This is a genomic window from Pseudomonas sp. MYb13 (assembly GCF_002980075.1).
GTDB classification, from domain to species: Bacteria; Pseudomonadota; Gammaproteobacteria; order Pseudomonadales; family Pseudomonadaceae; genus Aquipseudomonas; species Aquipseudomonas lurida.
Map to the genome: position 1 here is coordinate 1 of NZ_PCQI01000010.1, position 15,891 is coordinate 15,891.

Below are 15,891 nucleotides of genomic sequence, written 5' to 3' on the forward strand. Positions count from 1 at the left end.
CGCCAGCGAGTGACTCCAGCCAAACCCCAACCCGCAGTCCACTTCCACTGCACTGGTGCGGTACAAGCGTGTCCACTGAAACGGCAGAATCCCGTCCAGCGTCCCATCGGTCAGGGTCAGCAGTTCCTCGCCCGTGACCATCGACACGGGGCAACCGTTCGTGGCGGTTTTGTCCGACGACGCAGCGGCATCCCCATTGGGATTGCGAGCAGTAGACGGCACGTCATCCACAGGCTCCTGACGCACCAACACCGTCCGTTGCGTGGCCTTGTCCCGAACCAGCGGCACCGGGTTGGAAACCACCTGATCCCCAACCTTCAATGGCACATCTGGAATCACCCGGATCGGCGTCGCCGCGCTACCCAGCAACACCGGCTTGGCTACCTCCGCGTGATCATCCACGCGAAACTTTCCGAACTGTGCAGCCATGTGCTCCAACCCGCTGCGCGCACGCTGAGACTTGATGCCGTTAATTAGCTTCGCACTCATGCGCACCGCCATCCCCATCCCGGCAGTGGCGAGACACAGCAGCAAATTGATCAATACTTCGGCGCTGATTTCCCCCAGTAACTCGTTCATGTAAGGCGGCGGTAGCATGCGCATCCAGCTAACCATTGCCGACAGATAGATGAACAGCAGCGGCTCATCGCTGAGCACCAGCAAGCCCTTTGCGATGCTTTCAGCACCGAGCTTCAGCAGCTTTTCAAATTCGTCCTGGGACAGGTAATGCAGCAGTTTTTCGGCATGACCCCATGGGTCCGAAAGCCACTGGAACAGCTGCTTGATGGTGTCCCAGAGCGAATACAGCGCTTCACCAAACCCGCGTGCGTAGGCTTGATGCAGCGAAAGGTAGCGCTTGAGGACGTTAGCTTCGGAGTAACTCTTCCACAGCGGCTCGAAAGTGCTGCCCCATTCGTTGCGCAGCCAACTTTCCAGCGGTGCGATTACCGACTGGTAAGAGGTGTACAGCGCCTTGAAATGCGCTTTGGAAACGTTGGGGTAGAAACTGACCCGGTACTGCTGGTTGCGATCACATTCCTTGATTTCGAGAATGCCGCTGGGCCCGATGGTTCTATGGAGGGGCTCCCCAAGCGGGCTACCCTTTGGATCAATGCGTTGCACCATCACTGGCGTATTGCCAATGGGTACGAATCGAGCACTCTGGAACATGTGCACCAGGGTCAGCGTGCCGTCTGCCTGGCAGGTTGCGGTGGTGGTGCTGGGAAGCAGCGAACGGTCGATCGGAGCAACCAGTGCCACTTCATCCCCGACCTTGAATACCTGCTCGATATCCAGCGCCGAAAAACTGAAAAAGCTCTCGGCCCAGGCGTCGTAGTGATTGAGGCAGCGCTTGAAGTCGCTGATGACGGATTCGACGTCCCGCGTCGTTGAATCCATGGTGGCCAGTACCAACAATCCGATGGTTTGGCTGGTCACTTCGAACATGAGGCAGCCCCATCAACCCGGGCCCAAACAAATAACGCCATCTGCAATCCCTCGCACTGTGTAGTCAGGCGAAGGACTTTGCAGACCTTTTTAGGGGCGCGGAGTAGAGCTTCTCCGACCGTTATGTGGGAAGTTTCGATGACTCTTGTCACGCCCACGCGACTGGCGGCTATTGTCAGAAATTTCCCACAGGAGTACAAATGTACTCCATGACGACTCTAACCCCCCGCCGTACCGCCATCCTGACCTTTATCCGCGACCGCATCGCGCAGCAAGGCCAGCCTCCCAGCCTCGCCGAGATCGCCGAGGCGTTCGGCTTTGCCTCGCGCAGCGTGGCGCGCAAGCATGTGCTGGCGCTGAATGAGGCCGGTTTTATCGAGGTCAACCCCAACCAGGCCCGGGGCATTCGCCTGCTCAATCAACCGGCGCGTCCGGAATGGCTTGATGTGCCGGTGTTGGGGCGGGTCGCTGCAGGCTTGCCCATCGGTGCCGATGCCGAAGTGCACAGCCGCCTTCAACTGGACCCGTCGACCTTCGCGAAAACCCCGGACTACCTGTTGCGGGTGCAGGGGGACTCGATGATCGAAGATGGCATTCTCGACGGCGACCTGGTCGGTGTTCGCCGCAGTGCCGAGGCCTTGAATGGGCAGATTGTGGTGGCGCGCCTGGACGGCGAAGTGACCATCAAGCGTTTCGAGCGCAGCGGCGACAGTGTGCGCCTGCTGCCGCGTAACCCCGCGTACCACCCCATCGTGGTAGGCCCCGACCAGGACCTGGCCATCGAAGGCGTGTTCTGCGGTTTGGTGAGGCAAGGTTGATGGGCGCCGTCGTTGCACTGGACACGCTGTTCAATGGCGGGCGTGTCTGGAAGGGCCGGCCTGCCGCGCCACCGGCCAGCGTGCATCCCACCGGGCTGGCGGCGCTGGATGCAGTGCTGCCCACGGGTGGCTGGCCGGAGGCGGCCTTGAGTGAAATCCTCATGGCCAAGGAAGGCGTCGGCGAGTTGCAACTGGTGCTGCCAACCCTGGCGCGCTTGTCAAAGGCAGGGGAGCGCATTGTGTTGGTGGCGCCGCCCTATACGCCTTACCCCCATGCCTGGCAGAACGCCGGCGTGGATTTACGCCTGCTCTCGGTGATCCAGGCCGAGGAGCGCGATGCCCTGTGGGCGGCGGAGCAGTGCCTGCGTTCCGGCAGTTGCGGCGCAGTGTTGTGCTGGCCACGCAAGGCTGAGGACCGAGCGCTGCGGCGCCTGCAAGTCGCGGCGGAAACCGGGCAGACCCTGGCGTTCGCCTGGCGCGCCCTGAGCGAGGCGATCAATTCCTCGCCCGCGGCCTTGCGCCTGGCGGTCGAGGCCAAACCCGCGCAGGTGCGGGTGCTCAAGTGCCGGGGCGGTCTGGCCCACCCGGCGCCGATTGCGCTGGCGGGGCATTGAGGTTGCCATGCGCTGGGTGTGTATTGTCTTCCCGCAATTGGCGCTGGACGGGGTGCAGCGTGTGCACCCCGAACCGGACCAACCCCTGGCGCTGCTGGCCGGCACGCCACAGCGGCGTGTGCTGCAGGCCGTCAATGACGCTGCCCGCGCCTTGGGCTTGCGCCCCGGCCAATCCCTGACGGCGGCGCATGCCCTGGCCAAGACCTTTGCCAGTGTCGAATACGACCCCGCCGAGATCGAACGCCACCAGCAATTCCTCGCCGCCTGGGCCTACCAGTTCAGCTCCCAGGTCAGCCTGTATTACCCGCGTGCCTTGCTGTTCGAAATCGAGTCAAGCCTGGGCCTGTTCGGGCCGTGGCCACAGTTCGAAGCGCGCCTGCGCAAGGCGTTGACCGAACTGGGTTTTCGTCACCGTATCGTTGCCGCGCCCAACCCGGCAGCGGCACGGGTACTGGCGAATATCTACGATGGCCTGGCTGTGCAGGATGACAGGTTGATGCAGGCCTTGGCGCCGCTGCCCATCGACCGTGCCGGCCTCGATCCACAGGCCGCCACGGCCTTGTCGCGCATGGGCCTGCGCACCCTGGCCCAGGTACAGGCGTTGCCTCGGCACACGTTGGCGCGACGCTTTGATGCCAGCCTGCTCAAGCACCTGGATGCACTGAACGGGCAGCGACCGCTGGCCCTGGCGTTTTATCAGCCGCCAGACCGGTTCGATGTGCGCATCGAGCTGAATTTCGACGTGCAATCCCACCAGGCGTTGCTGTTCCCCCTGCGCCGCCTGACCGGCGATCTGTCCGCCTTCCTCTGCGGGCGAGACAGTGGCGTGCAGCGTTTCGACCTGCATCTGGAACACGCCCAGGCGCCGGACAGTGTGATCAAGGTCGGGCTGCTCAGCGCCGAGCGCGAACCGGCGATGCTGTTTGAACTGGCCCGTGGGCGACTGGAGCAGGTACAAGTCACCTCGCCGGTGCGCGGCTTTCGCCTGGTAGCCCAGGACCTGCCGGTGTTCGTGCCGCAGCGCCAGGACCTGTTCGACGACCGCCCGCAACAGACGTTGCCCTGGGAGCAATTGCGTGAGCGCCTGCGTGCGCGCCTGGGCGATGAGGCGGTGCAGGGCCTGCGCTTTCACGCCGACCACCGTCCCGAATGCGCGTGGCAAGCAGCCGCGGATAAAAACCCATGTCCGAGCCTGAACAAGGTGCAACGCCCCGGCTGGCTGCTGAGTGAGCCGACCTTGCTGGCCGAGCAGGGCGTACAGATCCTCATGGGTCCGGAGCGCATCGAATCTGGCTGGTGGGACGGCGCGGATATCCGCCGTGACTACTACCTGATCCAGACCCGTGCCGGCCAGCAAGGCTGGGCCTACCGCACCGTAGGGCAGTGTGATGGGCTGTGGCTGCAAGGCTGGTTCGCATGAATACCACACCCTTCTGTAGACGCCGGCGAGCCGGTGCCTGCGGTGAGTGGCGATCATGAGTTACGCCGAACTGCACTGCCTGTCCAACTTCAGCTTCCAGCGCGGCGCGTCCAGTGCGCTGGAGTTGTTCGAGCGGGCCAAGCAGCAGGGCTACAGCGCGCTGGCGATCACCGACGAATGCACCCTGGCGGGCATCGTGCGCGCTTGGCAGGCGGCAAAGGCGGTGGACTTACCACTGATCATCGGCAGCGAGGTGCGCATCGAGAACGGCCCGAAGCTGGTACTGCTGGTGGAAGACCTCGCCGGCTACCAGCACCTGTGCCGCTTGATCACCCTGGCCCGGCGACGTGCCGAAAAAGGCCGCTATCGCCTGTTGCAAGAGGATTTCGAGCAACCGCTGCCCGGCCTGCTGGCGCTGTGGGTCGCCGAAGACAACGATACCCAGGCGTCGATCCAATGGCTGCGCCGCACCTTTGCTGGGCGGCTGTGGCTGGCAGTGCACCTGCACTGCGGCCAGGACGATGCGCGCCACCTCGAACAGCGCCTGAACCTGGCCGCCAGCCTGCACCTTCCCGCGGTGGCCTGCGGCGATGTGCACATGCATGCGCGTGGCCGCCGGGCCTTGCAAGACACCATGACCGCCATCCGTCACCACGTGCCAGTGGCCGAAGCCGGCACGCGCCTGCACCCTAATGGCGAGCGACACCTGCGCAGCCTTGACGCCCTGGCCAACCTGTACCCGCAACGGCTGCTCGACGAAACCCAGGCCATCGCCCGCCGCTGCACGTTCGATTTGAGCCAATTGCGCTACCACTACCCGCGCGAACTGGTGCCCAGCGGCCACGACGCCAAATCCTGGCTGCGCGCGGTGACCGAAGAGGGGATCGCCCAGCGCTGGCCGCAAGGTGTCGACGCCAAGACCTTGCTGCAGATCAACAAAGAGCTGGAGCTGATCAGCGAGCTGGGCTACGAAAGTTATTTCCTCACGGTGCACGACATCGTGCGCTTCGCCCGCAGCCGTTCGATCCTGTGCCAAGGCCGCGGCTCGGCAGCCAACTCGGCGGTGTGCTTTGCCTTGGGCATTACCGAGATCAACCCGAGCCTGACGAATATGCTGTTCGAACGTTTCCTGTCCAAGGAGCGTAACGAGCCGCCCGACATCGATGTGGACTTCGAACACGAGCGCCGCGAAGAAGTGCTGCAATACGTGTTCCAGCGCTATGGCCGCACCCGTGCCGCGCTGACGGCGGTGGTCAGCAGCTACCACGCGTCCGGTGCGGTGCGCGATGTGGCCAAGGCCCTGGGGTTGCCGCCGGACCAGATCAACGCCCTGGCCGAGTGCTGCGGTCGCTGGAGTGAAGAGGCGCCGCCCCTGGAACGGCTGCGCGAAGGTGGCTTCGACCCGCAAAGCCCGATCCTGCGCCGCGTGCTCACGCTTACCCAGCAATTGATCGGCTTCCCTCGGCACCTGTCCCAGCACCCCGGCGGTTTCGTGATTTCCGAATACCCGCTGGATACCCTGGTGCCAGTGGAAAACGCCGCGATGGCCGATCGCACCATCATCCAGTGGGACAAGGACGACCTCGATGCCGTGGGCTTGCTCAAGGTGGATATCCTCGCCCTGGGCATGCTCAGCGCGATCCGCCGCTGCTTCGATCTGCTGCGCCGCCATCGCGACCTGGACCTGGCCCTGGCAACCATCCCCAAAGAAGACCCGGCCACTTACGCGATGATCAGCAAGGCCGACACCATCGGCGTGTTCCAGATCGAGTCGCGGGCGCAGATGTCGATGCTGCCCAGGCTCAAGCCGCAGACGTTCTATGACCTGGTGATCGAGGTCGCCATTGTGCGGCCCGGGCCGATCCAGGGCGGCATGGTGCACCCGTATTTGCGCCGGCGGAACAAGGAGGAAGAAGCCACTTATCCGTCACCGCAACTCAAAGTGGTGCTGGAACGCACCCTGGGCATCCCGTTGTTCCAGGAGCAAGTGATGCAGATCGCCATGGTCGCCGCTGACTACGGCCCCGGCGAGGCCGACCAGCTACGCCGTTCCATGGCCGCCTGGAAGCGCCACGGCGGCCTGGAACCTCACCAGCAGCGCCTGCGTGCCGGCATGCTCAAAAATGGCTACAGCGAAGCCTTTGCCGCGCAAATCTTCGAACAGATCAAGGGCTTTGGCAGCTATGGCTTTCCCGAGTCCCATGCGGCCAGTTTCGCCTTGCTGACCTACGCCAGTTGCTGGCTCAAGTGCCATGAACCGGCGGCGTTTGCCTGTGCGCTGATCAACAGCTGGCCCATGGGCTTCTACAGCCCGGACCAGATCCTGCAGGATGCGCGGCGTCATCGCTTGCAGATTCGTCCGGTGGATGTGCAGGCCAGCGACTGGGATTGCAGCCTGGAGCCCATCGACGGTGCGCAGCCAGCGATTCGCCTGGGCTTGCGCATGATCTCGGGGTTTCGCGAAGAGGACGGTCGGCGTATCGAGGCGGCGCGCCAACGCCGGGTTTTCAGCGACATTGCCGACCTGGACGACCGCGCCGGTCTGGATGCGCGCGCCCAGGCATTGCTGGCGGATGCCGGAGCCTTGCGTGCCCTGGCCGGCAACCGCCACAGCGCACGCTGGGAAGTGGCCGGCGTGCACAAGCAACTGGGGTTGTTTGCCGGCCTGCCGAGCCCCGATGAAGCCGTGGTGGAACTGCCGGCCCCGACGGTGGGCGAGGACCTGCAGGCTGACTACGCCACGCTCGGTACGACCCTGGGCCCGCATCCGCTGGCGTTGTTGCGGGCCGAGTTGCGCAAGCGCCGCTGCCGCAGTTCGCAGGAGCTGATGGTGGTCGAGCATGGCCGCAACGTCAGCGTCGTCGGTTTGGTGACGGGGCGACAGCGCCCAGGTACCGCCAGCGGTGTGACCTTCGTGACCCTGGAAGATGAGTTCGGTAACCTCAACGTCGTGGTCTGGCGCGACCTTGCCGAGCGTCAACGCCAGGTGCTGGTGGGGTCGAGGCTGCTGAAAGTGGATGGGCGCTGGGAGGCGGTGGGCGAGGTGCGGCACCTGATTGCCGGGCGCTTGACCGACCTGACGGCGCTGCTGGAAGGGATCCATGTGCGCAGCCGGGATTTCCACTGAGGGGCCTTGCAGCGGTCGCCCCGGATAAGCTATACGCAAATGAAACGATTCATTGCGGCCAGGCTCCAACGCTTATCAGTGGAACAGCGCTCCCTACCAACGCTATCGTCGCCAAGAGCCCAACATGCAATTTTTATCCAATACCCACGGCTGCGAAGGCTGGGGCGGTGAAATGGCCCAACGGATCCGCGCCTTCGATTGGTCGACCACCGAGTTAGGCCCGATTGACAAGTGGCCCTGCAGCCTCAGCAGTGCAGTGCAAATGCTGCTGGCCTCACCCATGCCTATGGTGATGCTGTGGGGCAAGGTGGGGCACATGATCTACAACGACAGTTACTCAGTGTTTGCGGGCGGTCGCCACCCCTACCTGCTGGGAAAACCCGTGGAGCTTGGCTGGCCGGAAGTCGCAGATTTCAACCGCAATGTGCTGGATACCTGCTTGGCCGGAGGCACGCTGTCGTACCGCAACTTTCCATTGGAGTTGCTGCGCAACGGCCAGCCGGAAGAAGTCTGGATGGACCTGACCTACAGTCCGGTGGCCGACGATCACCAACAACCCGCTGGGGTCCTGGTGATCGTGATCGAGACCACCGAGCACGTGAAGTCCGAACGTGTGCGACAGGAACTGACGCACAACCTGGAACAACGGGTGGCCGAGGAAGTGCATGCACGCTCGGCGGCCGAAGCCCAATTGCGCCAATCGCAGAAACTCGAAGCCATCGGCGGCCTGACCGGCGGTGTGGCGCACGACTTCAATAACCTGCTGCAAGTCATCGCCGGTAATTTGCACCTGCTGGCCCGCCATGAGCCGCAAAACGAACAGGTGCAACGCCGTGTCGCGGCCGCGATTGCGGCGGTGGAGCGCGGGGCGAAGCTGTCGTCGCAGTTGCTCGCTTTCGCTCGGCGCCAACCGTTGTCCCCTGCGGTGTACAACCCGCAACGCATTTACGCCGGCCTTGGCGAACTGCTGCAGCGAGCGCTGGGAGAGACGATCCATATCGACGTGCAATTGCCTCAGGACTCCTGGTGCATCAACGTTGACCGTAACCAGCTGGAGAACGCACTGCTCAACCTGGCGATCAATGCCCGGGACGCGATGAAGGGCGAGGGCGTGATTCGGATCACCGGCGAAAACATCATCCTCAACCCCCGCGAGTGCGTGGGTAAAAGCATCAAGCCGGGTGAGTATGTGCGGCTGGCGGTCACCGATATCGGCGTGGGCATGCCGCCCACGATCCTGGCGCGGGTGTTCGAGCCGTTCTTCACCACCAAGCGCAATGGTCACGGCACTGGCCTGGGCCTGAGCATGGTGTTCGGCTTCGTGCGCCAAAGCGGTGGGCATGTCGAGGTGTGGAGCGAGGAAGGCAAGGGCACGGTGGTGCAGATGTACTTCCCGCGCACCCTCGGCGAAGAGGTCCACGAAACCCACGCCGAGCCGGTATTGCCCGCCACGGGCCACGAGACCATCCTGGTGGTCGAGGACAACGAAGACGTGCGCGGTACGGTCGTGGAATTGCTGGAGCAGTCGGGTTACTCCGTGCTCACGGCCGAAGACGGTGACCGTGCAATGCATATGCTGCAATCGGGTGTGCAACCGGAGCTGATTTTTACCGACGTGGTCATGCCCGGCCGCATCAAGAGCACGGACCTGGCCGCCTGGGCCCGTGCCCAGACGCCTCCGATCGCGGTGCTGTTTACCTCCGGCCATACCCGCGACATTCTTTCCAGCAATCACCTGCTGAGCCCCGACATTCATCTGCTGAGCAAGCCCTACAGTCCCGAAGCCTTGATGCAACGGGTGCGCAGCGTGCTCTCAGTCCGACAAGGTTGCACATGACTTCACAGCGCGATATTCCCCCGATCACGGCCCTGCAACAGGGCTTTGTGCGTGTGCGCGGCGCCCGCGAACATAACCTGCGTAACGTCGATGTCGACATTCCCCGGGACGCCTTGGTGGTCTTTACGGGCGTGTCGGGGTCGGGCAAGTCATCCCTGGCCTTTTCCACGGTGTATGCCGAAGCCCAGCGGCGGTATTTCGAGTCGGTGGCGCCGTATGCGCGGCGCCTGATCGATCAGGTCGGTGTGCCGGATGTGGACAGCATCGAAGGCTTGCCACCCGCCGTGGCCCTGCAACAGCAGCGCGGGACGCCGAGTGCGCGTTCGTCAGTGGGCAGCGTAACCACGTTGTCGAGCCTGATCCGCATGCTGTATTCCCGTGCTGGCAGCTATCCACCGGGCCAGGCGATGCTGTATGCCGAGGACTTCTCGCCCAACCTGCCCCAAGGCGCCTGCCCGCAATGCCATGGCCTGGGCCGTGTGTATGAAGTCACCGAAGCGCTGATGGTGCCGGATCCGTCGTTGACCATTCGCCAACGCGCGGTGGCCTCCTGGCCGCTGGCGTGGCAAGGCCAGAACCTGCGCGACATCCTGGTGACCCTGGGCTATGACGTGGACATTCCCTGGCGCGACTTGCCGAAAAAGCAGCGTGACTGGATTTTGTTCACCGAAGAGACCCCGACCGTGCCGGTGTACGCCGGCTTTACTCCCGAACAGACACGCGAGGCGCTCAAGCGCAAACTCGAGCCCAGCTACCAGGGCACGTTCAGCGGTGCTCGGCGCTACATCCTGCACACCTTCACTCATACCCAAAGCGCGCTGATGAAAAAGCGTGTCTCGCAGTTCATGCAGGGCAGCGCCTGCCCGCTGTGCGACGGCAAGCGACTGACCCAGGCAGCGCTGTCGGTGAAGTTTGCCGGGGTCGACATTGGTGAGTTGTCGCAACTGTCGCTGGCGCAATTGGCTGAATTGTTGCGGCCGGTGGCGGCGGGGCAGGACAAGATGAAACTGTCCGTGGAAAAACGCTTGGCCGCGCAACGCATCGCCCAGGATCTGCTTGAACGGGTCAGCACCCTGACCGAATTGGGTCTGGGTTATTTGTCCCTGGAGCGCAGTACACCCACGCTGTCATCGGGCGAGTTGCAGCGCTTGCGCCTGGCTACCCAACTGGGCTCGCAGCTGTTCGGCGTGATCTATGTGCTGGATGAACCCTCGGCAGGTTTGCATCCGGCGGATGGCGAGGCATTGTTCACTGCGCTCGAGCGCTTGAAGGCGGCGGGTAATTCGCTGTTTGTAGTGGAGCACGACCTGGAAACCATGCGCCGCGCCGACTGGCTGATCGACGTGGGCCCGGCTGCCGGTGAGCACGGCGGGCAGGTGCTGTACAGCGGCCCACCGGCGGGGCTGGCGGAGGTGGAGGCGTCGCAGACCCGTGCGTACCTGTTCGCTGAACAGCGCGTGGCGAGTCAGGTGCGTCGCGAGCCCAAGGGCTGGCTGAAGCTGGAGGGTGTGACGCGTAATAATCTCGACGGCTTGAACGTCGATTTCCCATTGGGCTGCTTCACGGCGGTCACCGGGATTTCCGGCTCGGGCAAGTCCAGCCTGGTCAGTCAGGCGTTATTGGAACTGGTGGGCGCCGGCCTTGGGCGCGTGGTGGAAAACGACGAAGAGCCCAGCCTCGAAGACGACGCGCCGCAAACCAGCGGTGGGCGTATCAGTAGCGGGCTGGAGCAGATCCGCCGCCTGGTGCAGGTGGATCAGAAGCCCATCGGCCGCACCCCACGCTCCAACCTGGCGACCTATACCGGGCTGTTCGACAACGTACGCAAGCTGTTCGCGGCCACGCCTGCAGCGAAGAAGCGTGATTATGATGCCGGGCAGTTCTCCTTCAACGTCGCCAAGGGGCGTTGCCCGAACTGTGAGGGCGAGGGGTTCGTCAGTGTCGAACTGCTGTTCATGCCCAGCGTGTACGCGCCATGCCCGACCTGCCACGGCGCGCGTTACAACCCAGAGACCCTGGCGATCAAATGGCAAGGCCTGACGATCGCCCAAGTGCTGGGGCTGACGGTGGAGCAGGCAGTGGAAGTATTTGTCGAGCAGCCTGGCGTGCTGCGTTCGCTGCAGGTGCTGCGGGATATCGGCCTGGGTTACCTGCGCCTGGGGCAACCGGCGACCGAACTCTCCGGCGGCGAGGCGCAGCGCATCAAACTGGCCACCGAGCTGCAGCGCAATGCACGGGGCGCCACCTTGTATGTGCTGGATGAGCCGACCACCGGGTTGCATCCACGCGATGTCGACCGCTTGCTCAGCCAGTTGAACCATCTGGTGGATGCTGGGCATACGGTGGTTGTGGTCGAGCATGAGATGCGCGTAGTGGCGCAAAGTGACTGGGTGATCGATATCGGGCCGGGGGCGGGGGATTTGGGTGGGAAGGTGGTTGCCAGTGGTACGCCGCAGAAGGTCGCCAAGAGCAAGACCAGCCGTACCGCACCCTTCCTGGCCCGAGAGCTGATCTAACCGACAACATCGCTCAATTGTGGCAGCGAGCACGCCCGCTGCCACTTTTTTGGCTCAGCGCTGAATCAGTTGGATCTGTGCCTTGGCCTGCTTCACCACATGCTCCACGGTGAACCCAAACTTCTCCTGCAACTTGGCCAGCGGCGCCGACGCGCCGAAGCTGTTCATAACCACCTTGGCGCCGGTGTGGCCTACATAACGATCCCAGCCGAGCGGGCCCGCCTGTTCCACCACCACCCGAGCCTTCACTGCTGGCGGCAATACGCTGTCGCGGTACGCTTGGTCCTGGTCTTCAAACAATTCCCAGCTCGGCATCGACACTACCCGTGCGGCAATACCTTCGTTTTTCAATTGCTCATAAGCTGCCACGGCCAGGCTGACTTCGCTGCCCGTCGCCAAAAGCAAAACCTCGGGATGCTCGGCGCCCGCCAACACATAGGCACCCTTGGCGGCCCCTGAGGCCGCAGCGTATTTCGTGCGATCCAGCGTCGGCAACGGCTGACGCGACAACACCATGCAACTCGGCCGATGGGTTTGCGCCAGGGCTACCTTCCACAGCGCCAGGGTTTCATTCGCATCACCCGGCCGCAGAGTCAGCAGTCCCGGCGTCGCACGCAACTGGGTGAGGTGTTCGATCGGCTGGTGTGTCGGCCCATCCTCACCCACACCAATCGAGTCATGGGTGAACACAAACACCACTGGCAACTCCATGATGGCCGCCAGGCGGATCGGCGGCTTCATGTAGTCGCTGAACACCAGGAAGGTTGAGGTGTACGGCCGCAGGTAGGACAGCGCCATGCCGTTGGCAATCGCACCCATGGCGTGTTCACGGATGCCGAAGTGCAGGTTGCGCCCGCTGTAGTCGTCGGCGCTGAAGCGTCCGGCGCCGTCAAAGGTGAGGTTGGTCTTGGTCGACGGAGACAAGTCCGCCGAACCGCCCAGCAGCCACGGAATTTGCTGGGCAAACGCATTCAACACTTCGCCACCCGCGGCGCGGCTGGCCACGCCCTTGGGGTCGGTGTCAAAGTGCGGCAGGTCGTCTTGCCAATGCTCGGGCATTTCCCCGGCGCGCATGCGGCGCAGTTCGTCAGCCAGTTCTGGCTCATATTGCTCAAGGTGCGACAGGTGGTGGTTCCAGGCCTCGTACAACGGCTCGCTGCGTTCCAGCAACGCATCGCGCAAGACTGTGCGGGCTTCGTCGGGCACCAGGAAGCTGGAGTCCTGCGGCCAGCCGTAGGCGGCTTTGGTCAGGCGAATTTCCTCATCGCCCAACGGCTCGCCATGGGCAGCGGCGGTGTTGTGCTTATGGGGCGAGCCATAGCCGATGACGCTGTCGACCACGATCAGGGTTGGCGCACCGGTGTTGGTCTTGAAGGTCTCCAGCGCTGTGCTCAGCGCCTGCAAGTCATTTGCGTCGGTCACGTGCAAGGTATGCCAGCCATAGGCCTGGAAACGCTTGATCACGTCCTCACTGAACGCCAGCTCGGTGTGGCCTTCGATGCTGATGGTGTTGTTGTCGTAGATCCAGCACAGGTTTTCCAGCTTCAGATGCCCGGCCATCGAGGCCGCTTCGCCGCTGATGCCCTCCATCATGTCGCCGTCACCGCACAGGGTGTAGACGTTGTAGTCGAACAGTACCTTGTCGTTGCGGTTGAAGCGCGCGGCCAACCAGCGCTCGGCCATCGCCATGCCCACGCTGTTGGCGCAACCCTGGCCCAGTGGCCCGGTGGTGGTTTCTACCCCGGTGGTCATGCGGTACTCCGGATGGCCCGGGGTCTTGGAGTCAGCCTGCCGGAACTGCTTGATGTCATCCAGGCTGATCGCTGGCTGGCCGGAACGCTTGCCGTGGGCATCGATCTCTACCACGCCGGCCAGGTGCAACAGCGAATACAGCAACATCGACGCATGCCCTACCGACAGCACAAAGCGGTCGCGGTTAGGCCAGTCAGGATGCTGCGGGTGGTAACGCAGGAAGCGACTCCACAGGGTATAGCCCACCGGCGCCAGGCCCATGGGGGTGCCCGGATGGCCGGAATTGGCCTTCTGCACGGCGTCCATGGCCAGGGTGCGAATAGTGTTGATGCATTGGGTGTCGACAGCGGTGGCAGCATGAGTCATGAAACCGGTCTCCCTCGGGTGGCTATCTAGAGTGGAGGGCAGGGCGCGGCAAAGGTTTGATCCAAACGCCTGCGCCGCGACGAACGGGGCTGTATTGACCCCGAACATGACAAGACCCCTCGCAATGGTCTAGCTTCTAGGGCGTAAGCCATTGATCAACTTGCGGAGGTACGCCATGCCAGTGAAACACGACCTGTATCAGGACTTGGGGTTGAGCAAGGAAGTCGTTCACGAACGCAGGGCAAATGACAAACGCCTGGACTCGCTGCTCACTCAATATGACGACGCTGACAAGGAGGTGCTGAAGGCGGAATCGGCAAGCGCCAGCGACGAGGATGTGGAGAAGCTGAAGAAAAAGCGGCTGTTGATCAAAGACGACATTGTGGCGAAGTTGGGGTAAGCCACCGTCCGCGTTCCTACAGGACGCGGACATATTTGTTCAGAATTGTCTCAAAGACAGGATTCTTCTCACTGCCTATCATGCCGACCGTCCACCCGGCTCTGGGGACTGTTGCGGCGCAAGGATTGCGCTGGTGAGCCGGGAGGACACTTCATTTCATGCCAGCAGCGTCCGGGTGCATTCATCGATAGAGCGCTGCTGCGTCTCGCCATACAGCGTCAATTCATCAATCGTCTGACGGCCCAGCGCCTTTTCGAATTCGGCCTGGTTCGAATTCGCCGCGTAGTGACTCTGCGCCGCGTCCCCCAGGTTCGACTGGAAGATCCCCGCCGCACTCACCGGCAGAAAATCCTCATACACCAAGGGCTCCACATCGATGTGGCCCGCCGCGATCAATGCTTCCACTGTGCGCGGTTGATCCGCAGTGCCGCGCGCCGCCAAACCTTGTTCGGTGGCGAAGTAGCGGAAGTACGCCAGGCCCTGTTCACGCATTTGTGCGTGGCTGTCCGGGAAGGCCTGGAAGTGCTGCTCCATCAATTCGACATAACGTGCGGCGTTGCCCTCATTGGGGAAAGCGCCCAGCGCGTCGCGCGCGGCGTTCAGCAACTGGTCGTACAGGGCGCGGCCTTTGGGCGTGAGCGCCACGCCGCGCTGTTCGATTTCGCCAAAGCGCGCGCTGTGGCTACCCTGGGCATCGGTGAAGGCGATGGGCTCGTCGAGGGCCTTGAAGCTGGTCTGGCGCAGCAGGATAGGGCAGCGGAGGCGGGGTGGACCTTCGATCACCGCCTTGGGGGTGATGCCTTTGCCGGGCATGGCGGCCTGGACCTGGTCGATGTCCAGCGTGCGCGGGGTCAGGTGGTTGATGTGCGGGCCCCTGAACGCGACGACATCGGCGATCAGGCGATGCTGGTCGCTCAGCTGTTGGTACTGCGCGCCGGTGACGGTGGCAGTGTGGTGCCAGCGGAAGGTTTCCAGGGCCTGGCGGATAAATTCATCGGCATCGCCAGCGTCGAGGCCGCCGTCCTGTTCTGATTGTTCGATCAGTGCGAGGGCGCCAGGGGTAAAGATCGAGCGCTTGGCCAGGGCGGATTCGGCAAAGGTACGCAGGTCAGGGTTCTCGATCAGCTCCAGGCGCAATAACGAAGTAAACACCCGGAACGGGCTGGTTTGCAGCGCCTGTTCGTGCACGGCGCGAAAGGCGGTGGAGTGCACGGGCACACCGGCCGGGGTCAAGTCGTAATAGCCCACCGGCTGCATGCCCATCACCGCGAACAGGCGGCGGATGGTCGCCAGCTCCGTGGCGGTGCCCAGGCGTATCGCACCATGGCGCTCCATGTCCAGGCGCTCGATTTCTCCGGTCCGTTGCAGCTGTTGCGCCAGGCGCGGTTGGGTGTCGAGTACGTGGGCATTGGTCTCGGCCACCAGCTCCATCAGCGCGCCATACAGGGGAACTTCATCTCGGTACATGTCGGACATGGCCTTGGAAAAGCCCTTGCGGATCTCGTCGGGGCTGACATGTGCGGTGGTGGGCATAGAAAAATTCCTGATGGCAATGGCGATGGAAGTGGCCTTTGCCTGGATTCTGTTGAGCTGCA

At 63.2% G+C, this 15,891-nt stretch carries 10 protein-coding genes; 7 read left to right on the forward strand and 3 right to left on the reverse strand.

What is annotated here, in order from left to right; genetic code table 11:
* Positions 1–1,446, reverse strand: a 1,446-nt coding sequence (locus CQ002_RS18085) for a DUF6531 domain-containing protein (protein WP_244913417.1), incomplete at its 3' end; no start/stop codon positions are given.
* Between the two features lie 200 nt (positions 1,447–1,646).
* Between CQ002_RS18085 and lexA the strand changes: the two genes are divergently transcribed.
* From lexA to uvrA, 6 genes are all read left to right on the forward strand, one after another.
* Positions 1,647–2,264, forward strand: coding sequence for a transcriptional repressor LexA (lexA, locus tag CQ002_RS18090; RefSeq protein ID WP_105162422.1), 618 nt, complete (start codon positions 1,647–1,649; stop codon positions 2,262–2,264).
* Positions 2,264–2,878 carry a translesion DNA synthesis-associated protein ImuA gene (imuA, locus tag CQ002_RS18095; RefSeq protein WP_034106294.1) on the forward strand — a complete coding sequence of 205 codons (615 nt, stop codon included), beginning with the start codon at positions 2,264–2,266 and terminating at the stop codon, positions 2,876–2,878. The genes lexA and imuA overlap by 1 nt, the downstream gene beginning before the upstream one ends.
* Before the next feature lie 7 nt (positions 2,879–2,885).
* Complete coding sequence (locus tag CQ002_RS18100; RefSeq protein WP_098466708.1) at positions 2,886–4,298, forward strand: DNA polymerase Y family protein; 1,413 nt, start codon at positions 2,886–2,888, stop codon at positions 4,296–4,298.
* Positions 4,299–4,353: 55 nt separating this feature from the next.
* Entirely contained in the window at positions 4,354–7,425 is a 3,072-nt protein-coding gene (locus CQ002_RS18105; RefSeq protein ID WP_034106292.1) for an error-prone DNA polymerase, read from the forward strand.
* A 124-nt stretch (positions 7,426–7,549) separates the two neighbouring features.
* Complete coding sequence (locus CQ002_RS18110) at positions 7,550–9,262, forward strand: ATP-binding protein (RefSeq protein WP_105162421.1); 1,713 nt, start codon at positions 7,550–7,552, stop codon at positions 9,260–9,262.
* Positions 9,259–11,778, forward strand: a complete 2,520-nt coding sequence (uvrA, locus tag CQ002_RS18115) for an excinuclease ABC subunit UvrA (RefSeq protein WP_034106288.1) — start codon at positions 9,259–9,261, stop codon at positions 11,776–11,778. Before CQ002_RS18110 ends, uvrA begins: the two co-directional genes overlap by 4 nt.
* Before the next feature lie 54 nt (positions 11,779–11,832).
* Here the strand turns inward: uvrA and tkt are convergent, their stop codons facing one another.
* Positions 11,833–13,896 (reverse strand): transketolase, encoded by a 2,064-nt coding sequence (gene tkt / locus CQ002_RS18120; protein WP_034106286.1) that lies wholly within the window; start codon positions 13,894–13,896, stop codon positions 11,833–11,835.
* Positions 13,897–14,071: 175 nt separating this feature from the next.
* On the opposite strand from tkt, the gene CQ002_RS18125 reads away from it, so the two are divergent.
* Positions 14,072–14,296, forward strand: a complete 225-nt coding sequence (locus CQ002_RS18125) for a DUF465 domain-containing protein (protein WP_034106285.1) — start codon at positions 14,072–14,074, stop codon at positions 14,294–14,296.
* A 156-nt stretch (positions 14,297–14,452) separates the two neighbouring features.
* Here CQ002_RS18125 and CQ002_RS18130 read toward each other — a convergent pair whose 3' ends face one another.
* A complete protein-coding gene (locus CQ002_RS18130; RefSeq protein WP_105162420.1) occupies positions 14,453–15,829 on the reverse strand; it encodes a VOC family protein in 1,377 nt (458 codons plus the stop codon).
* Positions 15,830–15,891: the final 62 nt, after the last annotated feature.